18 protein-coding genes are annotated in these 23,920 nt (G+C 48.4%); 9 read left to right on the top strand and 9 right to left on the bottom strand.

Going from position 1 to position 23,920, the window contains the following annotated elements; all coding sequences use genetic code 11:
- The first annotated feature begins 6 nt into the window (after positions 1-6).
- Entirely contained in the window at positions 7-1,512 is a 1,506-nt protein-coding gene (locus tag FEN17_RS15510) for a RagB/SusD family nutrient uptake outer membrane protein (protein WP_138366252.1), read from the top strand.
- Positions 1,513-1,614: 102 nt separating this feature from the next.
- Here the strand turns inward: FEN17_RS15510 and FEN17_RS15515 are convergent, their stop codons facing one another.
- The 7 genes from FEN17_RS15515 to FEN17_RS15545 form a co-directional block, all read right to left on the bottom strand.
- Positions 1,615-2,622, bottom strand: coding sequence for a phytase (locus tag FEN17_RS15515; RefSeq protein WP_229208887.1), 1,008 nt, complete (start codon positions 2,620-2,622; stop codon positions 1,615-1,617).
- Positions 2,623-2,758: 136 nt separating this feature from the next.
- A complete protein-coding gene (locus FEN17_RS15520) occupies positions 2,759-4,015 on the bottom strand; it encodes a right-handed parallel beta-helix repeat-containing protein (protein WP_138366253.1) in 1,257 nt (418 codons plus the stop codon).
- 29 nt (positions 4,016-4,044) lie between these two features.
- On the bottom strand, positions 4,045-6,810 hold the full coding sequence (locus tag FEN17_RS15525; RefSeq protein WP_310589763.1) for a TonB-dependent receptor: 2,766 nt from the start codon (positions 6,808-6,810) through the stop codon (positions 4,045-4,047).
- Positions 6,811-7,056: 246 nt separating this feature from the next.
- Entirely contained in the window at positions 7,057-8,745 is a 1,689-nt protein-coding gene (locus tag FEN17_RS15530; RefSeq protein WP_229208831.1) for a tetratricopeptide repeat protein, read from the bottom strand.
- Positions 8,746-8,866: 121 nt separating this feature from the next.
- Entirely contained in the window at positions 8,867-10,195 is a 1,329-nt protein-coding gene (gene xylA / locus FEN17_RS15535; RefSeq protein ID WP_138366255.1) for a xylose isomerase, read from the bottom strand.
- A gap of 184 nt (positions 10,196-10,379) precedes the next feature.
- Entirely contained in the window at positions 10,380-12,497 is a 2,118-nt protein-coding gene (locus FEN17_RS15540; RefSeq protein WP_138366256.1) for a peptidylprolyl isomerase, read from the bottom strand.
- A 137-nt stretch (positions 12,498-12,634) separates the two neighbouring features.
- Positions 12,635-13,060, bottom strand: a complete 426-nt coding sequence (locus FEN17_RS15545; RefSeq protein WP_138366946.1) for a hypothetical protein — start codon at positions 13,058-13,060, stop codon at positions 12,635-12,637.
- Between the two features lie 211 nt (positions 13,061-13,271).
- Between FEN17_RS15545 and FEN17_RS15550 the strand changes: the two genes are divergently transcribed.
- Positions 13,272-13,574, top strand: a complete 303-nt coding sequence (locus FEN17_RS15550) for an SCP2 sterol-binding domain-containing protein (RefSeq protein ID WP_138366257.1) — start codon at positions 13,272-13,274, stop codon at positions 13,572-13,574.
- A gap of 71 nt (positions 13,575-13,645) precedes the next feature.
- Complete coding sequence (locus FEN17_RS15555; protein ID WP_138366258.1) at positions 13,646-15,097, top strand: Gfo/Idh/MocA family protein; 1,452 nt, start codon at positions 13,646-13,648, stop codon at positions 15,095-15,097.
- A gap of 38 nt (positions 15,098-15,135) precedes the next feature.
- Here the strand turns inward: FEN17_RS15555 and FEN17_RS15560 are convergent, their stop codons facing one another.
- Complete coding sequence (locus FEN17_RS15560; RefSeq protein WP_138366259.1) at positions 15,136-15,855, bottom strand: pyridoxine 5'-phosphate synthase; 720 nt, start codon at positions 15,853-15,855, stop codon at positions 15,136-15,138.
- 210 nt (positions 15,856-16,065) lie between these two features.
- Between FEN17_RS15560 and FEN17_RS15565 the strand changes: the two genes are divergently transcribed.
- From FEN17_RS15565 to nadB, 6 genes are all read left to right on the top strand, one after another.
- The gene (locus tag FEN17_RS15565) at positions 16,066-16,515 is read left to right on the top strand and encodes a GatB/YqeY domain-containing protein (RefSeq protein ID WP_138366260.1); all 450 of its coding nucleotides are present in this window, start codon (positions 16,066-16,068) and stop codon (positions 16,513-16,515) included.
- The gene (locus tag FEN17_RS15570) at positions 16,512-17,045 is read left to right on the top strand and encodes a CvpA family protein (protein WP_138366261.1); all 534 of its coding nucleotides are present in this window, start codon (positions 16,512-16,514) and stop codon (positions 17,043-17,045) included. The genes FEN17_RS15565 and FEN17_RS15570 overlap by 4 nt, the downstream gene beginning before the upstream one ends.
- Before the next feature lie 99 nt (positions 17,046-17,144).
- Entirely contained in the window at positions 17,145-18,197 is a 1,053-nt protein-coding gene (gene rlmN, locus FEN17_RS15575; RefSeq protein WP_138366262.1) for a dual-specificity RNA methyltransferase RlmN, read from the top strand.
- Between the two features lie 84 nt (positions 18,198-18,281).
- A complete protein-coding gene (locus FEN17_RS15580) occupies positions 18,282-19,703 on the top strand; it encodes an inorganic phosphate transporter (RefSeq protein ID WP_138366263.1) in 1,422 nt (473 codons plus the stop codon).
- 156 nt (positions 19,704-19,859) lie between these two features.
- Positions 19,860-20,855, top strand: coding sequence for a quinolinate synthase NadA (nadA, locus tag FEN17_RS15585; RefSeq protein WP_138366264.1), 996 nt, complete (start codon positions 19,860-19,862; stop codon positions 20,853-20,855).
- Positions 20,856-20,879: 24 nt separating this feature from the next.
- Positions 20,880-22,460: an L-aspartate oxidase gene (gene nadB, locus FEN17_RS15590; protein ID WP_138366265.1), complete on the top strand. Its 1,581-nt coding sequence runs from the start codon at positions 20,880-20,882 to the stop codon at positions 22,458-22,460.
- 56 nt (positions 22,461-22,516) lie between these two features.
- On the opposite strand, the gene FEN17_RS15595 is transcribed toward nadB, so the two are convergent.
- Complete coding sequence (locus FEN17_RS15595) at positions 22,517-23,866, bottom strand: vanadium-dependent haloperoxidase (RefSeq protein ID WP_138366266.1); 1,350 nt, start codon at positions 23,864-23,866, stop codon at positions 22,517-22,519.
- Positions 23,867-23,920: the final 54 nt, after the last annotated feature.

Raw genomic sequence — 23,920 nt, forward strand, 5'->3', positions numbered from 1 at the left:
AGTAAAATGAATAAGATATCAAAAAGAATCGGACTGCTCACCACCGTTTTGAGCATATTCTGGGCGACGGGTTGCAGCGACTTCCTCGAAGAGTCGGACCCCAGTAACTTCACGGTAGAGAACTACTTTACCCAGCCCGCGCACGGCCGCAGCTCGGTGAATGCGATCTACGCTCCCCTGCGTGATCCGCTCAGCAGCGGTTTCGGCGGCGGCGCCTGGATGATGACCGAATTTGCTACTGGCTTGGCAGCGACCGACTTAGGCCAGGCGGTGAATAGCTATTTTATCAAAGATTTGCGCAATACTTCCGATAATGGTTACGGCCAAACTTACTGGACTTCATACTATAAAGGAATTGCGGGCGCTAATCTTTCTATTGCCAAAGTGCCGGGCATTCCGGGTATTGATCCCAACGAAGCGAAAAAATTATTAGGCGAGGCGTACTTCCTACGCGCATTTTATTACTTCAATCTGGTGCGTATGTTCGGGGCAATCCCGCTGGTGACCGAGCCGGTAAACCTGCAATCGGAGCAGCTGAAACCGACACAGGCCACGCCCGCACAGGTGTACGATCTCATCGTAGCCGACCTCACTACGGCTGAGGCTTCGGGCCTGCCGTGGACGGATAATACGGGAAAGGTGAGCTTGGGCGCTGTGAAATCTTTGCTATCGCAGGTATACCTTACCATGGCCGGGTTTCCTTTGCAAAAAGGTGCCACACATTATGATCTTGCAGCAAAAAAGGCGAAGGAAGTAATTGATTCCAAGCAGTTTAAATTGTTTTCTTCCTACAATGATTTTCATGATCCCGCTAAAAAGAACATCGAAGAAAACATCTTCATGATCCAGTTCAAGACGCAGATATTGCCTTCAAACTGGCAGGTTTCTATCATTCCTTATAACAAAAATATCTCCCAGTATTCGGATGAAACAGGCGGGATTTACGCTACCAGCGATTTTGTAAAGTCCTATGATCCAGCCGATTTGCGTATCAAGGAGAAGCAATTTTACTTCACCAAATTTACCAACGAAGCAAACCGTAACCTGGAAGTGGATTTGGGCGGGTATTTTATCTACAAACATTTTGATACCGTAGCCCAAACCAGCACGGCCAACAGTGACCTGAACTGGGCTGTGATCCGCTACGCCGATGTTTTATTGACTTACGCAGAAGCTGCGAATGAAGTTAGCGGGCCTTCCGCCGACGTTTACGCTGCGGCTAGTGCTACCCGGTTGAGAGCGCAACTTCCGGCACTCGCCGGGCTTACCAAAGATGCACTCCGCGAAGCAATCTGGCGTGAGCGTTGGTATGAGCTGTCTTTCGAGAACATTACCTGGTTTGATATGGTGAGGCTGCGGAAGGCATTCAATTTGACGACCAAGAAATTCGATAACTACGTCGGTCACAAATTCTCCTACGGCCCAACATTGACCGAGCGCGAATTACTTTTCCCGATCCCGACGCCGGAAATGCGGAACAACACGAATTTGAAACAAAATGCCGGCTACTAAGCCAAAAACATTACTTAGGTAATATTAAACCATTTGAAGTTCGATTAGAAAACAGATAAGTCGCCGATCATTTCGGCGACTTATTTTTTGGTTTAATAAAAATCAATGTGCTTTCCGCAGCTGCAAATCCTTCCCCGCAATATCCTCCCAGCGGTACAAATGAAATGTCTTGTCGTCACTCATCGCGATGAAAAGTCCGGCAGGAAAATCTGCATTCAGAGGCAGGGATATGGTTTCCGAACCATCGCTGTGAGAAGCTTGTACTACCACCTTTTTCAACAACGGATGTGCATGTACGTTTCCGGCTTCGCCTTCTCTCGGGAAAATCTGAAAACTGTTCGCACCCTGGTCAGAAACCAGGATATAACCCGTCGAATCCGTCAGCTTGTAAAGTGAAATACCTTCGTGGTCTTCTGTAAAACCGGTCGTTGCGAAGAAGGCGAGTTCCTTGTTTCCTTTTTCAGGATCAGCATAGTACTTTCGCACACCTTTGCCTTCATCGGAATAATACACATAACCCAGCTCGTCGTCCACGGCGATGGATTCAATTTCCTTGAAGCCGCTGTAAGCCCCGAATTTGCGCACCAATGTTGCTTTCACTGAGCCGGTACCGTCGTCTTCCAGCAAATATTGCCAGAGATAAGTCCCGTCCGTAGGCCCGGATTTGCGGCCGACGATCGCGTAAATTTTACCAGTTTTGTTTTTATATAAACTGATCCCCATCAGATCACGCTGGTTTTCACCAGATTGTCCTGCAAAAACCTCAATACCGCCTTTGTCCAGCGGGCGCATATCCGGCAGGGAATAGATCCTGATTTTGTGTGTAAACCGCTCGGTCGCCACCGCAATGTCCGTCGGCTTGCCTTTTAATATTAAACCGTATTCAATGTCCACATTATCCGGTCGCTGCAACCCGGTGATGGTCTTGTCTTTCAGGAGTTTGCCTTTTATATCAAAAACATAAAGGCCACCATGCTGATCTTTGTCGGTGCCGATGATGAGGCTTTGTGCCGGATCGGCCGGGTTCACCCAGATCGCCGGATCGTCGGAATCGTTGGCGACCGTATCCGTAATGTACACCGGCTTAATGATGGAATCGGCTTTGGTCAGCCCGGCGGTTTCCGGCTCCTGCTTGTGTCCCTGGCATGCGTACAAGGCCACGCCCGCGCCGGCGATGAAAAAAGTAAATGCTTTCACAGATGCTTATTAAAGCTCCCCGCGCCACGCGACGCGGGGAGAAAATGGATTATTTTGTTCCGAATGCGCCAATGTAGTTGGCCGGGGCAGGGGAGGTGTAAGTCACACCATTTACGACCAATCCGCTGCCGTACAGACGGGTAAAGTCGGTTTTGCCTTTGCTCAATGCTGGTGAGCCGGCTTGCAGGTGGAAATCCCAGGCCGTATCGAATGCGGCGTTTTTGTTATCGGTCGTCAAGGGATAGTTGACAAATTTTGGATCGTTGTCGCCTACTTTGGCAGAAATCAGATCATTCACACCTTTCAAAATCTCGGCAGAAGGCTGGAATTGCGTTACGCCTTCCTGCGTAGCGCCATAGTACAAAGTGTTGGAAATGCCTGACCGGCTGTCCACTGCATTTTCAACATTTTCTTTTTTGATACCAAAGCGATTATTTGCCAACAAGTTGTTGTACAAATCGGCACGCACAACTTTTTCCAGCCAAATTGAGCCACCTTTTGTAGTTGGTCTTCTCCAACCTGCATTTACAATCGTGTTGTTGTAAGCTACAATGTAAGCCTGAGGTGTACGGTCGCCGCTATTTGAAAGTTTCAGAGCATTGGTATTTGGACTGTAAACCAGGTTGAATGCTACGTCAGCCTGCACACCAGACTTAATGTTGATCGCATCGCCGCCGGAAACGCCCGTGGTGTAGAACATATTATTGGAAATAATCACTTTACCCCCTTCGATGTAGAAACCATCCTCGTTGAAATTGCGGATAATGCTGTTTTGAACGATCAGCTTGCCATCTACATTTGGATAATAAATCACTGGAACGTGCTCGCCGGCCTCTGCTTTGTAAAGCCCAGCTTTCACCGATGGTGATTCTTCGGTAGTTACCGCGCCACCGAATTCAAGTATCGTGTTGCTGATCACAAATTCAGCCGATTTAGGACCGGCAATCAGCCCGCCCCAAAGGTTACCAAACTGATTTCCAGCCTTCCAAGCATCAGGTACCGTGAATTTCACAGGCGCAGCAGGCGTGCCGAGACTGTACAAATTACCTTTCACCACCACTTCCGGCTTGATCACCGAGTCGCTGAAAAGTACCGTCACACCTTCTTCGATCGTCAGAGATTTTCCTTCCGGGATTTGAATGTGGCCGGTCACTTTATAAGTACCGCCTTTTGTCCAAGTACCCGAAACTTCGCCGGTTACGCTTTCTTCCACCGGGGCAACCGGCGTTGGATCTGTCTTGTCGTCGTCGCTACAACCTGTAAGAAAGGCAGTCGCCAGTAATGCGTAAATGAATAACTGTTTCATTTTGAGTTTATTAGATTGATTTGAAATGATTAAAATTTGTATCTCACGCCGAACAGGTAGGAGCGCTGGTAGCGGTCGCGCCTGATCAATGTTCTTTTACTGTCGGTCTGGAAAGGGATTTTAGCATTCGCGCTGCTGACATTTTTCATATAAACCTCCATCGGCGTATCCAGCAGGTTGTTGGCTTTGGCAAAAATCCCGAAGTGATTATTAAATGTCTTCTCCACCGAAGCGTCCACCTGGATAAATCCTTTTTGCCAGAGATCATTATCGATAAACTGGGAAACGGTGTTGATCCGGTCGCCGGTGAAACTGCCTGCTACCTGCGCATCGAAGCCGTTTTTGGCATTTTTATAAAGGATCGAAAGGTTCGCTACATGCGCCGCCTGCCCGTAAAGTGGCCGCGACTGGTCTACGCTGATCGTTTCCAAGTCGCCGCTTTCATTCCGGATACGCCTCGATTTCGGCGTGGTGATCCGGGAATGTGTGTAGGTATAATTGGCCTTGATCCCAAAAACCTTGATGTACTTGATGTAATCGATCTCGATCCCGTAGTTTTTAGCATTCCCGAAATTGCCCGGCGAGTAATAAATGTCCTGGCCGCGTATGGCGTCGCGCTGCAAGGTGTACTCGATCGGATCTTTGATGGCTTTGTAAAAAAGGCCCACCATAAACTGCTCGGAGGCTTTCGGGAAAAGCTCGTAGCGCAAATCGAAATTGTCGGCAATAGCCCGTTTCAAATCCGCATTCCCGCGCTCCTGATATTCCTCATTCACAATGCGGTAAGGTACAATTTCGAAAAAGCCGGGGCGGTTAATCGAGCGGAAGTAGGATGCCCGCAGGTTCACATTGCCTTCTGGTTTGTATTTTAAATGTAAACTCGGGAGAATGTCGGTATAAGTCTGCTTGCCGTTCGGCCTGTCTTCGCCGATCGGGAAAAGCATGGCATAGCCCTGGTTTGTAGCTTCGGCACGTACGCCGCCTAGGATTTCCAGGTTTTGCGTTTCGCCCCGGAATTGTAAAAATCCGGCCGAAATCTTTTCCGTCGCATCATAATTCAATGCACTCGCCACCGATCCGCGCGGGTTTTGGATCGTCCACCGGATCTGCGAGTAGTCGGTGAAATCTTTGCCGTATTCTGCAAAAGGATCGGTGGGGCGGAGCTGGTAATTGTTGTAAAAATTGCTTCTCGACTTATCCCGGTACAATCCGCCCGCCATCCAGTCCACCTGCATGTCGCCGAAATGTGTCTGGTAAGTGAGGTTCAGGTAACCCGATAAATCACGGTCCGAGTTATGCTCCCACCGCCGCGATGCATCACCGACCGTCGTGCGTGTATCCACAAAGTTTTTGCTGACCCCGATCAACGGCACTGTCACATTATCAGGCACTTCGTTGGTCGCTTTGGAATAAACCGCCGACCATTGCACCGCAAATTTGTCCGTCAGCTGGTGCTTGCCCTGTAATGTGGTATTCAAAATCTGCTGCTTCGTGAGCCGCGATCTGGTTGAAAAACCCAATGTGGCATTGCCTTCCACCGGATCGTAGCCGCCAATCGTCAGCTGCGTCGATTTTACATCCCGCACCTGCACATTGGTCAGGTTCATCAACGCGCCGTAAAACTGGATTTTATGATTGTCATTGATCCTGTAATCGATTTTTGAATGCACGCCATACCGGATCTGCTGCTCCGAATATTTGCGTTCGTTCATTTTGGTCAATGTCTCGCCGCGCAGCGTATCCACGGTTTCAGAATCAAAAAACAGACTGTTACTTCCGCGATAGGTATTCTGGAAACTTCCCGCCAGCAAAATGCCGAGTTTGTTGTTCAAAAACCGGTTTCCGACGGCCAGGCTGCCGAGTAAATTGGGTAGGGGAGATTTGGAATTATAATCAACCGCCGCATTCGAAAAATCCGCTGGCTTAGCATTATACTGGCTCCCGTTTTTCTCATAAGGCGATTGTGATTGCAGGTTTTTGAAATCATAGCTCATGAATTTCCGCTGCATAAAAAGCTCATTATACCCGCCCGAAACATTGGCCGATAACAAAAACCGGTCGGGCGCATCCTTCATCACCAGGTTCACGGCGCCGCCAATCGCGTCGCCTTCCATCGAGGGGGTTAATGCCTTGTACACTTCCAGACGTTCGAGCAGGTCGGAAGGAAAAATGTCGAGCGGAACGTAGCGGTATTTATTATCCGGGCTGGGAATTTTGACACCATTGACCAATGTATAATTGTATCGTTTGTCCATTCCACGCAGGATCGCGTACTGCCCATCACCATTACTATTCCGCTCAATGGAAACACCCGAGACGCGCTGGATCACATTCGCAACCGTCAGGTCAGGGGAGATCTGGATCGCTTTTCCGGACACAATGTTCATCACCTGATTGGCATTGCGCTCCATAAACCGCGCCGTATTGTCACTTTCGCCGTCGCGTTTGCCGGTGACCGCCACTTCGTCCAGGTTGAATGTTGCGGAAGGTTCGAGCGCCAAATCGAGCTGCACCACTTCGTCGCCGGTGATCGAAAGCTCTCTTCTCACAGGCGCATAAGATATATGGCTGATGATAATCTGGTAAGTTCCTTTTTCAAGATTACTCAGCGAAAAAGATCCGTCAAGGCCGGATACATCGTGAATGCTGGTACCTTCAATGTTGACGACTACGCCCAATGCAGGCTCGCCGGTTTTGGCCTCCGAGAGCTTTCCTTTCACAGTCCCTGCGTTGGCTCCGATGAGCGTGATCAGGAAGAGACAGCAGCTTAGGTAGATTTTGAAATGTATTTTCAACGTCGAATTTTTGATGAGGGTGTTGGCTTTTCAGGGCCGTTCTCAATTGGCAGGACGAAGTTGAAGAAAGAATTTTTGGCAACGCAAACCGCACCGTTAACAAAAGGGCAACACCGGTTTTTACAGCGTTACAGGAAGGCAACAATACGCATTTTGTTGATTTAAATCCTTGAAATACAGAAAGTTGAATGCGTTACAAATGCCATTATTTTAGCATTACCTTAATGTTATCAAATTGTTATCCGGTCAGATCGACTGGATGAAGGTGGATAAATTGTCGCCCGCGGGCAGGTTGAGTTTTTTTCGAAGCCGATGACGGATCACCCGGAGGCTGTCCTGGGAGATGCCGAGGAGCGTGGCAATGTCGGTGGAAGTAAGGTTCATTTTCATGAGCGCGATCAGCCGGAGATCGTTGGCCGTAAGTGAGTCGGCGCGCTGCTGTAATCTTTCAAAAAAAGCCTGGTGCACCTGCTCGAAAATGCCCCGGAATTCCTCCCAGTGCCGGTCGTCCTGCAAGCCTTCATTGATCTGCTCCGATAACTGCCGGATCTGTTTCCGCTGGTCGCGCTTGTCGTCGCGCAGCATTTCCACGAGTTTGGCGCGAAGGTCTTCGAGCTGCTGGTTTTTCCGGATCACGTGCAAGGTATAGCTGCTCAATTCCTTGGTTTTTGTTTCGAGCTGCTGCCGCAAATTTTCTTCTTCGAGTTGTTTATTTTTCAAATCCGCCTCCATCAGCTGGCTTTGGGTTTCATAAACCCGCTGGCTCTGGGCGCGCAGATTCTGCTCGTTTTTGATCTTCAATCTCTGCCGGCTGATGATCAGAATTGCCACCAGAACGATCAGGATCACCGTAACTCCCGTGGCGATGGCGATCAATGTATCCGCTTTTCTCGCCTGAGTCAGCTTCTCTATTTCATTGTCCTTATTCTCAATTTCATAAAGGGTTTGCAGCAGAGCGAGCTGCTTGTTACTTTCTTCGGAATAAATATCATTGAGATAGCTGCGGCTTAGCGCGAGGTAGTAAAATGCGCTGTCGTTCTTGTTGAGCAGGTTGTAGGATTTGGCAATATCATTAAACGCCCCCGACTGCTGGTACAAGTCGCCCTTATTCCGCGCCATTTCCAGCGATTTCCGGCTGTAAACCAGTCCCTCCCGAAATCGTCCGGTTTTCCTCAGAACATCCCCAAGATTGTTCACGACCTCAATCTGCGCAGCATCATTACGCTGTCGGTCATTGAGGATATAGGCTTTGTTGAAATAAAAATATGCCGAATCATAATTTTCCAGGTCTTCGTAAATGCTGCCAATGTTCTCGTAAATCTTGGCTGCGCCATCCATGTGACGGTCGCGCTCGTAGGAAGCCAAGGCTTTTCGCTGAAAATAAAACGCGCTGTCGTAAAGCTGGGTCTTTTCGTATAAATGTCCGATACCGCCGTAGATTCCCGCTTTTCCGGATTCATATTTAATGTCGTCGTACAGTTTTAAGGCTTCGTCATATTGCTTCCGCGCCATATTAGGCTGGCGGCTGCGGTAGTAGAATTCGCCCAGGATACCCAGGTTGGCAGCGAGCATTTTCTTTTCATTATGACTTCTGAACAACTTTTCGGCGCGGAGCAGATAATCCAAAGCCTGTGGATATTGGCCCGAAACAAAAAGCAGCTGCCCGATCTGCTGCAAATATTTCGCCGCATCCAGTTCCTGATTGTTCTGGATCGCATGGTTATAATGTTCCTTCATCGCCACCAGCAGCGAGTCGGGATTAGTCAAATTATGAATGCCGCTGAATTCAGTTTCACTCAGATCCTGCGCTGGATTTAATGTTTGACCATAAGTACAAAAACAAATTAAGAAACTCACCAGCAGGAGGATACCTGTCGGGTAGGTTCTATTTTTCCTGTTTTTATTTAAAATACTCAGATCCATGTCAACATTCACTACTTACAATTCCTGCGCAAGTTACTGCCGCTCCGACGATTTAAATGTCCTGAAAAGCCAAAAGCCACCGAAATGATCCGATGGCTTTTGACATTTAATATTCAGTTAATCTTGCAACCGATCAGATGAATTTGTTGATCAGGTTTTCCAGATGTTCCTGTCTTCCCGAAGTAGTAGCAGGCTCTCCTTTGGTCGCCGCCAGCTCGAAAAGATCTTCCAGTTTCAATGATCCCGCTTCAAACTCAGCGCCTTTGCCGCTGTCGAAGCTAGCATACCGGTTTGTGCGGATTTTATCGTATTCACCATTTTGAATGATCTTGTCAGCAACTACCAATGCTCTCGCTACGGTATCGATGCCGCCGATATGTGCGTAAAACACATCCTCCATATCGGTCGAGTTGCGACGACGTTTTGCATCGAAGTTGATACCACCACCTTGCAGGCCGCCTGCTTTCAGGATTACCAGCAATGCTTTTGTCCACTCCGCAATGTCGTTCGGGAACTGGTCGGTATCCCAGCCATTTTGGTAATCTCCGCGGTTTGCGTCGATGGAACCGAGGATTCCGGCGTCGGCTGCAACCTGCAATTCGTGCTCGAAGGTATGTCCCGCCAATGTTGCGTGGTTCACTTCCAGGTTCAATGCGAAATCGTTCAGCAGGTCATGCTGGCGAAGGAAACCGATCACGGTAGCCGCATCGTAGTCATATTGGTGTTTCGTAGGCTCGCAAGGTTTTGGCTCGATGAAGAATTTACCTGTGAAACCATTGGCCCGTGCATAAGCCACTGAAATTTTCAGCATTTGCGCGAAATGTTCCTGCTCACGTTTCATATCCGTGTTCAGCAAAGTCATGTATCCTTCGCGACCGCCCCAGAAAACGTAATTTTCACCACCCAAAGCGATCGTAGCATCGAGTGCCATCTTCACCTGCGCACCTGCGTGAGAAACCACGTCAAAATCCGGGTTGGTAGAAGCACCATTCATATATCTGTGGTGACCAAACAAGTTGGCAGTTCCCCAAAGCAATTTTACACCCGATTCCTTTTGTTTCTGACCTAAGTATTCGGTCAATGTTTGCAGGCGTTTTTCGTTCGTGCGAACATCGTCGGCGTAATCCACCACGTCCACATCGTGGAAGCAATAGTATGGTAAACCCAGTTTCGTGATCAATTCAAAAGCCGCGTCAGCTTTGTCTTTTGCGCGGTCAACAGCATCCGGTTTTTTGTCCCAGGGATAAAAGAGCGTAGGGCCGCCGAAAGGATCAAGACCCGCTCCGCAGAATGTATGCCAGTAAGCCACGGCAAAGCGCAGGTGCTCCTTCATGGTTTTGCCGGCAACCACCCGGTTTTCATCATACCAGCGGTAAGCCAGCGGATTGTCGGTTTCAGGTCCTTCGAATGCGATTTTCCCTACTCCTTTGAAATACTCTTGTTCTCCGAGTAAAATGCTCATCGTTTTCTTATTAGTCGTTTGATAATATTTTCAAAAGCCAAAACTACATATTTTTATTAAGTGTAGTATTGACAATTTATACTGCAATACTATCACTTTTTTTTGAAAATTTTGCAGTCTGCACAAAAAAGAGGAGCAGAATTAATTTCTGCTCCTCTCTATCTAAATTTTAATAACGAATATCTCAGAAGAACTTCGCGCGGTGGTCTTCAATCTTGGCATCCTCGCGGATCGCTTCATTCACCAGGTAAGACATACGGCCTTCCAAGGATTGGGTCAGCTGTGTTTTGTACTGGGTATAATCTGCAATTTTAGGCGCTTCGGATTTGCTGACCAATTCCATGATGAACACACCATTTTCGCCAGTGAACACACCTGTTTTTTGACCTGCTTTCAAACCAAATGCTTTTCCAAGCGCGATAGGATCAAATCCTGCGCTAGTGAGGAAGCCGGTAGCCAGCGAAATGTCAGAAGCAGATTCAACCAATGCACCTGCACCATATTTTTTCGCGATGGCATCCAGGTCGCCGGTAGCACCCTTCAATTTTGCTGTGATCTGCTCTGCTTTGATCTGGTTACGTACTTTGGTAGTCAGCTCGTCGCGGAAATCATCCACTTTCACATCTTTCGCATCCGATTTTCCGGTCAGTACCGCTACAATATATTGTTCTTCTGTTTCAAAAACCTGAGAAACCGAATTGATTTTAGAGTCGTCCTTGAACGCCCATCTTACGATCTCACGGCCATTTTGAATTGCATTAATGTTGGTAGCAGACTCAGGGATACGGTTTGCATTGGCAAGAACCAGATTCTTGTCTTTCTTCACTGCTGCGTCAAACTGCTCTTTTGTTTTAACAGAATTCACGAATTCGTCTGCTTTTCTGTACGCCTCGTCACGTGTCGCCTGGCTTGGGGCGATCGTTTTTCCGATGGCTGCGATGCGGTAAAGTGTATTGGATTTTGGCTCGGTTACTTTGATAATGTGGTAACCAAACTGACTTTCAACCAATCTTGGGATCAGGCCCGGAGCAGTGGCAGAGAAAACCGCTTCTTCGAAAGGCTTCACCATCGCACCATTGTTTTGGAAATATCCAACATCACCACCACGCTGTGCCGAACCCTGGTCAGCGCTGGACGTAGCAGCCAAAGCTTCGAAATTAGCACCGGCACGGATCTGCGCCAGGATACCTTCTGCCTTGGTCCGTGCGGCTGCTTTTGCCGAATCCGACTGATTTTCAAAACGGATCAGAATGTGGCTGGCTTTGGCAGTAGAAACTGAATCGGTTTTGGTGCCGCCATATTTGTAGATATAATAAGTGTTGCCTTCGCGGTAAGGTCCATAAACGCCGCCCGGTACAAAGGTTTTCACCGCTTCTTTCAACTGATCTGTCATCGTGCCCAGGGACTGGTTGATCGGAAGCGGAATGTCGGAGTTCATACTTGCGAAAGCCGAGTCATTTTGCGCCGTAGCAAGTCCGCGCGCCAGTTCTTTGATTTCAGAATACAATGCAGCGCTGTCGTCTTTGGCAGGCTGGATCGGGAAAGTAACGTATTCGATGGAGCGTGTGTCAGTTCCTTTATATTCTTTGCGGTGTGCGCTCAGATATTCTTCCAATTGAGAATCAGTAACTTTAATGGTGGTATCCACTACCGAGAAATAGGGAACATATAAGTAGCGAAGATTGGCTTTGGTATTTTGCGCTACATATTCTTTCTCTGCTTGTGCCTTCGGAATGTAGGTAGAGAGTTTCAGCATGTTTTCATATTTGCTGCGCGTACGCTCTTCTCTCAGGCTTTTCTCAAAGTTCTCCCACGATTTTTGCTGCTCGATAGGAAGGGTTTTGAGATTTTTCAGATAATTAACCACCGCGTTTTTGTCAAAACGGCCGCTGGTAGGATCGGAGAATGCTTGTAAAATCGATGGACTGACGTGGTTCCCCTGAACCATATCGTAAAGCTCTTCGTCGGTAACGGTCAGGCCCAGGTCTTCAAACTGTTTTTTGTAGGCGATGTCCACCACAAACTGGTTCCAGGCCTGGTCTCTCAAAGAAGAAAGTTCGTTTTCGTTCAGGCTGCGGCCTGTTTGTGCTTCGTAATTCTGGCGAAAACCATCGACCCGGCTTTGAAAATCCTTGATATCAATTTTTTTACCACCTATTTCACCAACTACCTGATTATTGCCGCCTCCAAACATAGAATTGGGTCCTAAAAGGTCGCCTCCCACCATGAACAGAATTAAACTGACAGCGATTACCGTCACGGCAATCCCGGATTTTTCTCTGATTTTGTTAATTAAAGCCATTTCTCGATTCAAATTAGTCCGCAAAATAAAATCTTTTCTTCATGGAATGCAAGAGCCGCTATTCCAATTTCCATATTTGCCGGCATGCGGGGCGCGGGGTAGGAAGGAAGTCTGTAACCAAATGAATGGCAGGAAGATTACTCCATATATTTAAGATTGAAGGCATACAGTATGAGCATCAGGATGCTCATGAAGATGGCGGCCATGGCGGTGATCACGCCCAGCCAGCTGCCGATGAAGATCATCGGCGCAAAGAACGCGACACCAATACCTGCCATATAAAGGTAAAAGCCCTTTTTTTGAAGGTTCCACATCAGGTAAGCTGCATATAAGGAAATGGATTCGAAGATCAGCATGATGATTGAGCTGGCGGTCATCGATCGTGCCGTGGTTTGTGAAATAACCGCGTCGAACATCGTCTCCATCGTCTTGGTATCGGCATTGTAGGACTGTTTTTCCAAAGTCTCGCGGAGTTCTTCAAAGGTTTGCCTGGTATTATCGGCGGTGACGTCCGGGCTCCAAAGCCGCTCGGATTGCGACCAAAGTCCCGAAACAGCGCTCATAAAAGTAATAAAACACAAAACGGTCAGGAACGCTGGTCGTTGGGGAGTAGCACTCATTATTTAGAAAATAAATCAGCAGTTTTTTCTGATGAAGAATGTAAAATTTGATGTTTTAGCTGAAAACACCAAAGGCATTTGAATATTCTTAAGAGCGGACATACATTTGTTTTTTTAGTCCGACAAATAATTCAACAATACAAAACTGCCCATTATGAGCCTGCAAATCCTGACTGACCGTGTTAAAAATATCCTGGGAACCGACAGCGGCCTCGATGCCACTGCCAAGTTCAATACAGACGAAGGCTATGTGTTTGTAGACGGAAAATCGGTGCCGAACTCTGTGTCGAATGATAACCTGGATGCGGACTGCACTTTTGAAATCTCCACTAAAAATGCCCTGAAACTGCTCGACGGCGACCTGAATGCCATGATGGCGCTCATGACCGGAAAGTTGAAAATTGACGGCGATATGGGTGTCGCCATGAAAATCGCCGAAACTTTCGGGCGTCGATAGTAGGCTTTAAATCGGGACGCCTTTTTTGCTTTGCGGGGTTATCTTTCACCAAAACAAAATCACGATCGGGTATGGAAAATGAAACAAATGTCATTGAGAAAAATATCAGGCGAAGGGATTTTGTGAAGGCGGGAGCGCTGGCCGCGGGTAGCTTTATGATCGTACCCAGGCATGTACTCGGCAAAGGTTTTATCCCGCCGAGCGACAAGCTGAACATTGCGGTGGTAGGCTGCGGCGGGAAAGGCGACGTGAATGTGCGACAAGCCTATAATGGCGGCACCGACAACATTGTGGCACTCTGCGATGTGGACGATCGCCAATCTGAAAAATACCGCAAACAATTCCCGAATGCACCTTATTATAAGGACTTCCGGAAAATGTACGAAAAGGAAGCCAAGAACTTCGACGCTGTGCTGGTGACCACGCCCGATCACATGCATTACCCGATTGCGATCGCGGCGATGGAGCTTGGCAAGCATGTTTATTGTGAAAAACCGCTGACCAAAGACATTTGGGAAGCCCGCGCGCTCACCGCGGCGGCCAAGAAATATAAGGTGGTGACCCAAATGGGCAACCAGGGCAGCAGCAGCGACGGAACCCGCCAGACCGAAGCATTGGTACAATCCGGCGCAATCGGCGATGTGCATACGATCCACGTTTGGACCGATCGCCCGGTCTGGCCGCAGGGGGTGAAATCTCCCAAAGACAAAGGTGAATCGCAGCCGATCCCGCCAGGAGTAGACTGGGATTTATGGCTCGGCACCGCGCCGAAACGTGATTACCACGAAGCTTACATGCCTTTCAGATGGCGCGGCTACTGGGATTTCGGTACGGGAGCGCTGGGTGACATGGGCTGCCACTTCATAGATGTGCCTTTCCGCGCACTTAAATTGGGTTATCCGACTTCCGTTGAATGTAGCGTGGGCTCGGTTTATTCCGACTTCTTCCAGCAGGCATTTTTCGACGATGTCGGGCCAACCTCGGCGATCATACATTTAAAATTTGCCTCCAAAACACCGGGTAAGGAAATCAGCTTTTCGTGGTATGACGGCGGCATGCGGCCTGAGCTGCCGGAGGGTTGTGACTATAAAACCGTTTTTGGAAGCGTGGACGGCGGCATGTTGTTCATCGGTACCAAAGGTATTATCAGCGCAGAAATGTTTGGAGAAAAACCAAGACTCTGGCCGGAAAAGAAATTCGAGAATGTCAGGATCGCCACCAAGCCGCGGGAACTGGTAAAAGGCAGCTGGGAGGGACACCAGCAGCAATTTGTACAGGCTTGTAAAAAAGGGTACGGCGCTTATACCAGCTCGTCTTTCGACCAGTCGGGGCCGCTGACAGAAATCGTTTTGATGGGAAATCTTGCGGTGAGATCCTTTATGTACCGCGAGGCCAGCGGCGATGGCAAGAAAAATATATTTCCGGGCAGGCAAAAACTCATCTGGGACGGGGCTAATATGAAGATCACGAACTTTGAACCGGCTAACCAGTTTGTGAAAAGAGCGTATCGGACTGGCTGGTAGCACATTTCGACCGCCCGGCGGCCCCGGGCGGTCGAAACTTATAATTCCAATTCCCGCAAATACATCTGAACTGTATTTTCCAAGCCCAGATAGAGCGCGTCTGAAATGAGGGCGTGGCCGATGGAAACTTCGTCCAGCCAGGGAATGCTTTGTTTTAAGAAGCGAAGGTTATCGAGGCTCAGGTCGTGGCCGGCGTTTAATCCCAAACCTACTTCCCGCGCTTTTTCGGCAGCCAAAACAAATGGCCGCACGGATTTCTGACGGTTTTCAAAATAACCTGCGGCATAAGGTTCGGTGTACAATTCTACGCGGTCGGCGCCGCACAGTTTTGCGCCTTCCACCATCCGCTCGTCGGGATCGACAAAAACGGAAACCCGGATGCCGGCCGACTTGAATGTTGCCACAAGATCAGTCAGTTGGCTTCTGTAAGTAACGGTATCCCAGCCTGCATTGGAGGTAATCGCGCCCAGCGCGTCAGGGACCAATGTTACCTGGTCTGGTTTGTTGGCAAGGACGAGTTCCACGAATTTTTGTTCGGACGGATTTCCCTCAATGTTAAATTCTGTCGTGACTACCTCTTTCAGATCATACACATCCTGGTAGCGGATATGTCTTTCATCGGGCCGCGGGTGGACGGTAATTCCCTGTGCGCCAAAACGCTCGCAGTCCAGCGCTACTTTGAGGACATTAGGATTATCGCCGCCCCTGGAATTCCGGAGTGTCGCGATTTTGTTAATGTTAACGCTGAGACGAGTCATTTTGAAGGAGTAAATGGTGATGATTGCTGGCTGCCGAGGTGGTGCGTGAGCCGGCGAATGTGTGAATTCGGTCGATTCGCTTACCTTTGCAGGCCAAAAACAAATTTAGCATTCCCAGTCAGAATTCGCTCATTAATCGTCAACATTCACGATTCGTTCATGTTGACGGCGGGTATAATTATTCAGTTTTACAAATTCAACATTAAAAATATGTCCCTAAAAACACAAGTAGAATCAGGCATTAAGGATGCTATGCGCGCCAAAGATCAGGATACATTACGCGCTTTGCGGGCGATTAAGTCATTGATTTTATTGGAAGAAACAAAAGGCGGCGCCAGTGGAGAGCTGAGCGCAGACGACGAGCTGAAACTGCTCACAAAAGCTGCAAAACAACGTCGTGAATCCGCAGACATTTACAAAACCCAGAACCGCGCCGATCTTTTGGAAAAAGAAGAAGCCGAGCTGGCCGTGATCGAGCAGTTCCTGCCAAAACAATTGACCGAAGAAGAGGTAAAGGTTAAATTGCAGGAGATCATTTCCCGCGTGGGCGCTACCGGTCCCGGTGATATGGGCAAGGTGATGGGCGTGGCTACCAAGGAACTGGCAGGGCAGGCAGAGGGGCGAGTGGTTTCAGCATTGGTAAAGAGCTTGTTAGCATGAAATTATTGGATGTACTCATCCTCCTACCTCTTCTATGGGGCGCATTACATGGCTATCGCAAGGGTTTGCTGATCGAAATTATCGGGATAGCGGGTCTGGTGGTAGCCATGATTTTAGGTTTCAAATTTCTGGGGCTGGGCATGGAAATCCTGACCCCGTATTTCAGCGACCATGTAGCCAAAAGAATTTTGCCCTACATTGGTTTCTCAGTCATTTTCTTTCCTACCATTTTTCTTTTAAATCAATTTGGCTACGCGATCCGGCGGTCGCTGCGGTACTCCATTTTGGGGACGTTCGACAGTTTCGCCGGGGCGCTGGTGGGCGTTTTTACCTGGGTTTTCGGGATCAGTGTTTTTTTCTGGCTGGTCAATATGATCGGCGTAAAAATCCCTGCACACCGCACGGACGATACTTATTTATATCCGATCGTGGTACCCGTCGCGCCGAACCTGATCACCAAAGCTTTAACCTTAATGCCTTCGGGAACCGACCTGGTCCGCGAGTGGAAGCACGAGTATCTGGATAAATGAACTTTCGAAATACCGGCGAGGTTAAGTTTTCAACATTGACTTTCAGTACCTTTGCCGAAAAAACAGGTTGAATACCAGCGTATTTGACAAAAAAATAAAATGACCGAAGTACAAAACAAGCAGGACATCCGGAAAATGGACGTGGGCCAGATCAAGAACTGGATGGCGGAGCATGGCGAAAAATCTTTCAGGGCGAAGCAGATTTACGAGTGGATCTGGAAAAAATCGGCGAACTCATTTGCCGAAATGACCAACCTTTCGCTCGCTACCCGCCAGCTGATGGACGAGCATTTCGTGATACATGCCATGGATGTGGCCAAGCAGCAGCAAAGCAATGATGGTACCATTAAATCGGCATTCCGGTTATTCGACGGTAATCTTGTAGAAGGTGTTCTGATACCCGCTGCAGATAGAATGACGGCCTGCGTGAGCAGCCAGGTGGGATGTTCGCTGACCTGCAAATTTTGCGCGACGGGTTATATGGACCGGAAAAGAAACCTGGAAGCCGGAGAGATCTACGACCAGGTGGTTGCCATCGCGCGGCAGGCTGAGGGTAGCTTCAAAGCGCCGCTTACCAACATTGTTTATATGGGCATGGGCGAGCCGCTGCTGAATTATGCGAATGTCCTGAAATCCATCGAGCACATTACTTCGCCGGAGGGATTGAATATGTCTCCAAAACGGATCACAGTTTCTACTGCGGGAATTGCCAAAATGATCAAAAAACTGGGCGATGATGGAGTGAAGTTCCGGCTGGCGCTGTCGCTGCATGCGGCCAATGATACGAAAAGGAACCAGATCATGCCGATCAATGAGTCTAACTCTCTGGATAACCTGGCCGAGGCGCTCAATTATTTTTATAGAAAAACCGGTAACCGCATTACCTTCGAATACATTGTTTTTAACAATTTCAATGATACTTTGCAGGACGCAAAGGAGCTGTGGGAGTTCTGCAAACGTGTGCCGGCAAGGGTGAACATTATTGAATACAACCCGATTGCCGAGGCCGATTTCAAGAATACGGAAGCGGACCGGCTCGATAAATTTGCGGCTTATCTGGAAGACCGGGGCGTGTCGGTGCATGTGAGACGGAGCCGCGGCAAAGACATTGATGCGGCTTGCGGGCAGCTTGCCAATAAGGAAACGGCCTGATAATCTGGCTTAACAATTTGTTAATATACCTTCGGGCAAGAATAAGTAGTTTTGCCCCGCAATAAATTAACCTATACTTCATTTATGTTTGGTCTTGAAACCGACATTTTCCTCCTCCTCGCTTTTAGTATTTTAGCGGCCTGCGCATTTGAGTTTGTTAATGGTTTTCACGATACCGCCAACGCTGTTGCCACTGTTATTTACACCAACTCACTAAAACCCAACATTGCCGTCATCTGGTCGGGTTTTATGAACTTTTGCGGTGTCTTCTTCGGAGGTATCGCCGTGGCGATGGGGATCGTCAACTTACTTCCCGTCGAACTGCTGATCGACCAGAATGTGTACCACAGTGCGGCGATGGTCTTTTCGCTGCTTTTCAGCGCGATCATCTGGAACCTTGGTACCTGGTATTTTGGTCTGCCGAGTTCAAGCTCGCATACATTGATCGGCTCCATCCTGGGTGTCGGTCTTGCATTTACATTCATGCCTGAAAATAATGGCGGTACCGGCGTCAACTGGTCGAAGGCCCAGGAATTGTTCATGTCGCTGCTGACTTCGCCGATCTTCGGTTTTGCGCTGGCGATCATCATTATGTTTATTTTAAGAAGGTCGCTTTCCAAACCGATCCGCGATGTCATTTTCAGTGAACCGAAGAAAAACCAGGCGCCGCCAATGTGGATTCGGGCAATCCTGATCACGACGTGTACATTGGTTAGCTTTTTTCACGGTTCCAATGATGGACAAAAAGGTGTAGGTCTGGTTATGCTGATTTTGATCGGTATTGTACCGGCACATTTCGCGCTGGATGGCGCCCAGGATCCTGCTTTGATGAAAAAAGATCTGATCGGTATCGAGCAGGCGATGAGCCGGATCGATTCTTCCAGGTTGTCAATATCCGACCGCGGGCACCTGGCGACGATCAAAACTGAAATTGGTACTTTGCTGGCGCAGATTGAAAAACCATTGCCAGAGCATCACTTACCTAAGGATCAACGTATGAATGCACGCCGCTCTCTTTTGTTGATCAGCCGCAATACCAAAACGATCCTGGATAATGGTCAGGCTAATCTGAATGTAGCAGATCATGCATATCTTAAAATGCAATCGGGCAGCGAAAAGGGTATCCGCAGATACACCGACTACGCGCCGGACTGGGTAATTTTAATGATCTCACTTTCGCTGGGATTGGGTACCATGGTCGGCTGGAAGCGGATTGTGGTGACGATCGGTGAAAAAATCGGAAAACAACATTTGACTTACGCGCAGGGTGCTTCTGCTGAGTTGGTTGCGGCCAGTACCATTGGCGTTTCTTCTTATCTGGGTCTTCCAGTGAGTACTACGCACGTTTTGTCATCGGGTATCGCAGGTGCGATGGTGGCGAGTAAAGGTGTGAAAAACCTGCAGGGCGGCACGATCCGTAACATTGTGATTGCCTGGGTACTTACGCTGCCTGTGACGATGGTTTTGTCAGGTACGCTGTACGTTTTCTTCCGCTGGGTGCTTTAATATTAACCTTTATAAATATTACAAAGGCCGTCAGGAACATTCCTGGCGGCCTTTCTTTTAGTTTGGAGCGCCGCACTTTCTTTGACCTTCATTGGTTTTAATGTCGTAATTTGGGCATGGATTTTTAGAACTATTTTAAAGCCAATATTCACCATAATGACTAACATTGAAGCGCAGGTAAACCGCTACGGCTATGTGACTGAGGCGATAGCAGAAGATATTGATCTGGTAGCCGAGATCAACCGTTTGAAAAAAGAGAAAAACGCGGTCATCCTGGCGCACTATTATGTAGATGCAGAAATACAGGATTTGGCCGATTATATAGGTGACAGTCTCGGACTTTCCCAACAAGCCGCTGCTACCGAGGCGGATATGATCGTTTTCTGCGGCGTGCATTTCATGGGTGAAACCGCCAAAATTTTAAGTCCAAACAAAAAAGTAGTTATTCCAGATTTGAATGCAGGCTGCTCCCTCGCAGATTCGGCCCCCGCTGATAAATTTGCCGCATTCAAAGCCCAATATCCCGATCACATTGTGATCAGCTACATCAACTGTTCTGCGGAAATTAAAGCATTAACAGACATCGTCTGTACTTCTTCCAATGCTTTGCAGATCGTAGAAAGTTTGCCGAAAGACCAGAAAATCATCTTCGCGCCAGATGCGAATCTGGGCAGATATGTCGCCCATAAAACAGGCCGGGACATGGTTTTGTGGGATGGCGCCTGCATTGTCCACATTGATATTTCCCGAGAAAAATTGGCACAGCTCCGCGAAGAAAACCCGGATGCACTGCTGATCGCCCACCCGGAATGTAAGGAAGACATTTTGAAACAGGCTGATTTCGTAAGCTCTACCACCGGCCTTTTGAAATTTGTGAAAGAATCCAGTCACAGCAAATTCATCGTAGCGACCGAGGCGGGCATTTTACATAAAATGAAACAATCGGTGCCGGATAAGAAACTGATCCCTGCGCCGGGCTCGGACAACAATACCTGCGCGTGCTCAGAATGCCCCTACATGAAGATGAATACGTTAGAAAAAGTCTATAACGCACTTTATTTTGAACAGCCCGAGATTTTCGTCCCCGAAGATATCCGTCTGAAAGCCTACGAATCTGTTGCCCGTATGCTTGAACTGAGCAAAGGCATCTGACACCATTTCATTAATTCCTGATTTATGCCCCAATTCGATTTTCTGATAATTGGCTCCGGGATCGCCGGACTGAGTTATGCTGCCAAGTTAGCGCGGCATTTTGACAGGTTGCAGCAAGAAGTGTCTATCGCTGTGATTACAAAGGTCCAGGCCGATGAAACCAATACCAAGTATGCCCAGGGCGGGATTGCCGTAGTTTGGGCGGAATCGGATTCTTTTGAAAAGCATATCCAGGATACCATGGACGCCGGTGATGAGGTCAACAAGCGTAATGTGGTGGAAATTGTGGTGCGGGAAGCGCCGCAGCGTATCCAGGAGCTGATCGATTATGGCACCCGTTTCGACCGCGAAAGTGGGGGAGAATATGACCTCGCAAAAGAAGGCGGACACTCGGATCACCGGATTCTACATTTCAAAGACATTACCGGCGCTGAAATTGAAAGGGCGCTGCTGGAAGAAGTCAACCGGCATAAAAGCATTCAGATTTTTACACATTATTATGCGGTGGAGCTCATTACCCAACACCATTTGGGCGAGACGGTTTATCGTTACCGCGAGGATATCAAATGTTTCGGCGCTTATGTGCTGAACCGCCAGACCGGAAATGTGGAGAAGTTTTTGGCAAAAACAACATTGCTGGCTACCGGAGGTATCGGTAACATTTACCAAAGTACCACCAACCCGACGATCGCGACCGGCGACGGCATTGCGATGGCTTACCGTGCCAAAGGAATTTGTGATAATATGGAATTCATCCAGTTCCACCCGACCAGCTTTTACCAGCCGGGACAAAAACCTTCGTTTTTAATTTCGGAAGCCGTACGCGGCTTCGGCGGAATTTTGAAGCGGGCCGACGGAAGTACTTTCATGGAAAACTACGATCCGCGCCTGTCACTCGCCCCGCGTGACATTGTTGCCCGCGCGATTGACTCCGAAATGAAGAAAAATGGTGTCGATCACGTATACCTCGACGTGCGGCATTGTGATTATGACAAATTTCTGGAACATTTCCCCAACATTACCGAGTACTGTCTGAAACAGGGAATCGATGTCCGCAGGGATATGATCCCGGTGGTGCCGGCGCAGCATTATATGTGTGGGGGGATCAAAGTAAATGAGTGGGGTAGGACCAACATTAACTTTTTGTACGCGGTAGGCGAATGTGCCTGCACAGGCTTGCATGGATCCAATCGTCTGGCTTCCAATTCATTGCTTGAAGCCGTAGTCTTTGGACATAGGGCTTATGAAAGTACCTTATCGAGTTTTGAAGAAGCATTTACGCCAGACAATATTCCCGAGTGGGACGACTCGGGCACGACGCACCCTGAGGAGCAGGTGTTAGTAACTGAAATGACCCGTGAGCTGAACAGTATTATGTCCAACTACGTAGGTATTGTCCGCACCGACCGCCGTATGAAACGCGCCTATGATCGTCTGGAACTGCTTCATAAAGAACATGAGCAACTTTACCGCGAATCCAAAGTGTCAGTCGCGATCTGCGAGCTGCGGAATATGATCTCGGTTTCTTACCTGATCATTAAAATGGCGATGGCGCGGCGGGAGAACATCGGACTGCATTATAATCTGGACCACGTCGTGTCCTGAAAACAAAAAAGGCCGGTCAACATTTACCGGCCTTTTTTGTTTGGAATGTTAGGGACTTATTGTTTCGCTAGTACGTCCCTGTTTTTCCGGGTGATGGCCCTGCGCCAGACATTTTCACCTATTTTTTCTCCCAAATGTGTTCCCTCGGTTACGCCGTCGCGGTAATGTATGCCACCGTACACGCGGCTGATGGACGCACTCCAGTAAGCATCTTCAAATGATTTGAATGACTTCACGCCGTGACCATATTTCTTTTCGGTGGTGTCGGTGAAGGCTACATTTTTTCCGATCAAATGTGTGAGTACCGTACCGCAGGCTGCTGAAATAGAACTGTGGCCGCTGACGTACTCGGGAAATGCGGGTGTTTCTAAAAATGGCCGCCAGTCGGGTGCCCAGTTGTTGTTGATCACCGTCTCCGGCCTGATCCGCACCGTCCGGTATTTTTCGTCCCAGCAAGCGATAAAGGCATCGAAAATAGAAAGTGCGCCCAAAGTGTACGCCTCAGTGGCGCGCATGATATCCAGTTTTTTGTCAATGCTAACCGTTTTTGTAATTGCCATCCAATGGCCGGCGGGGGTCATTTTTTTGTTGGCAAACATTGCGTGTCCTACCACATTGGTTACAAAAGCATTGTCATCCCAGAAGTAAGCGATCGCTTTTTGCTCCTCCGTCAGGTTGTTCCCCATGTTGTACACTTCCATCGTGAGTTTCATAAACGGACTGTCTTTCGCGAGGTCATATTTAGCGGGCGGCGGGCATCTGAACTGGGTTACCGAGTCCAGTGCAAATGTCCGGACGGTGTTCCACATCGGCTCGCAGGCGTCGGCGTATGCGGGCGGCGTGGGCACCCATGTACCCGGCAAATTTGTCACCGTATAGCGATAACCGCGTATCTCCTTGTAATGGTCTTTGGCTGAATATGCAATGATATGTTTCGCTACCGTATCACCGTATGCGAGTGACCGTTGGTATACATCCTCCGGGATGCCCATATCCTGGTATTTTTTAAAAAGGTCCTTCTCGTAATCGTCCCACATATCGCCGGAGAATGTCAATGTGCGGCCCACAGACGTAAATGCCTTGATACTGGCCAGCGGAAAACAGTAAGCCAGGGATGTGTCGGGCTGTGGTGGTTTATTGAATTTAACGAGCTGATCACCAAGTGATTGATATTCCGGGTAGCCGGGTACAAGTGCCTCATATGCAGCCAGAAACGAATATCCATAAATGCGGCTGGCTACCGGCGGCTTGAAAATATCGTGGATAATCACATCCGTCAGGTGCGTCGTGGTTTCGTGGAAAAGCGTCGGGTCGGCGGCTTTTTTATTGTACTCTTCAGGGGAGGAATCTTTTTTACAGCCGTAAAAAAATGGTATCAGAAGAAGGTAGAAGAAGCGCAATTTCATTCGTGTAAACAAGCGGATATTGTGAGAGTAAAAATGGATAGCGAATATAAGCAA

It is taken from the genome of Dyadobacter luticola (assembly GCF_005860805.1).
In the GTDB taxonomy this organism is placed as follows: domain Bacteria; phylum Bacteroidota; class Bacteroidia; order Cytophagales; family Spirosomataceae; genus Dyadobacter; species Dyadobacter luticola.

Excerpts from the sequence above, each read along its gene's own strand:
- nadA (WP_138366264.1), top strand. The coding sequence starts at position 19,860 with ATGACTAACATTGAAGCGCAGGTAAACCGCTACGGCTATGTGACTGAG.
- FEN17_RS15540 (WP_138366256.1), bottom strand. The coding sequence starts at position 12,497 with ATGGCTTTAATTAACAAAATCAGAGAAAAATCCGGGATTGCCGTGACG.
- nadB (WP_138366265.1), top strand. The coding sequence starts at position 20,880 with ATGCCCCAATTCGATTTTCTGATAATTGGCTCCGGGATCGCCGGACTG.
- xylA (WP_138366255.1), bottom strand. The coding sequence starts at position 10,195 with ATGAGCATTTTACTCGGAGAACAAGAGTATTTCAAAGGAGTAGGGAAA.
- FEN17_RS15595 (WP_138366266.1), bottom strand. The coding sequence starts at position 23,866 with ATGAAATTGCGCTTCTTCTACCTTCTTCTGATACCATTTTTTTACGGC.
- FEN17_RS15555 (WP_138366258.1), top strand. The coding sequence starts at position 13,646 with ATGGAAAATGAAACAAATGTCATTGAGAAAAATATCAGGCGAAGGGAT.
- FEN17_RS15570 (WP_138366261.1), top strand. The coding sequence starts at position 16,512 with ATGAAATTATTGGATGTACTCATCCTCCTACCTCTTCTATGGGGCGCA.
- FEN17_RS15520 (WP_138366253.1), bottom strand. The coding sequence starts at position 4,015 with ATGAAACAGTTATTCATTTACGCATTACTGGCGACTGCCTTTCTTACA.
- FEN17_RS15550 (WP_138366257.1), top strand. The coding sequence starts at position 13,272 with ATGAGCCTGCAAATCCTGACTGACCGTGTTAAAAATATCCTGGGAACC.
- FEN17_RS15545 (WP_138366946.1), bottom strand. The coding sequence starts at position 13,060 with ATGAGCGCTGTTTCGGGACTTTGGTCGCAATCCGAGCGGCTTTGGAGC.
- FEN17_RS15565 (WP_138366260.1), top strand. The coding sequence starts at position 16,066 with ATGTCCCTAAAAACACAAGTAGAATCAGGCATTAAGGATGCTATGCGC.
- FEN17_RS15510 (WP_138366252.1), top strand. The coding sequence starts at position 7 with ATGAATAAGATATCAAAAAGAATCGGACTGCTCACCACCGTTTTGAGC.
- FEN17_RS15580 (WP_138366263.1), top strand. The coding sequence starts at position 18,282 with ATGTTTGGTCTTGAAACCGACATTTTCCTCCTCCTCGCTTTTAGTATT.
- rlmN (WP_138366262.1), top strand. The coding sequence starts at position 17,145 with ATGACCGAAGTACAAAACAAGCAGGACATCCGGAAAATGGACGTGGGC.
- FEN17_RS15560 (WP_138366259.1), bottom strand. The coding sequence starts at position 15,855 with ATGACTCGTCTCAGCGTTAACATTAACAAAATCGCGACACTCCGGAAT.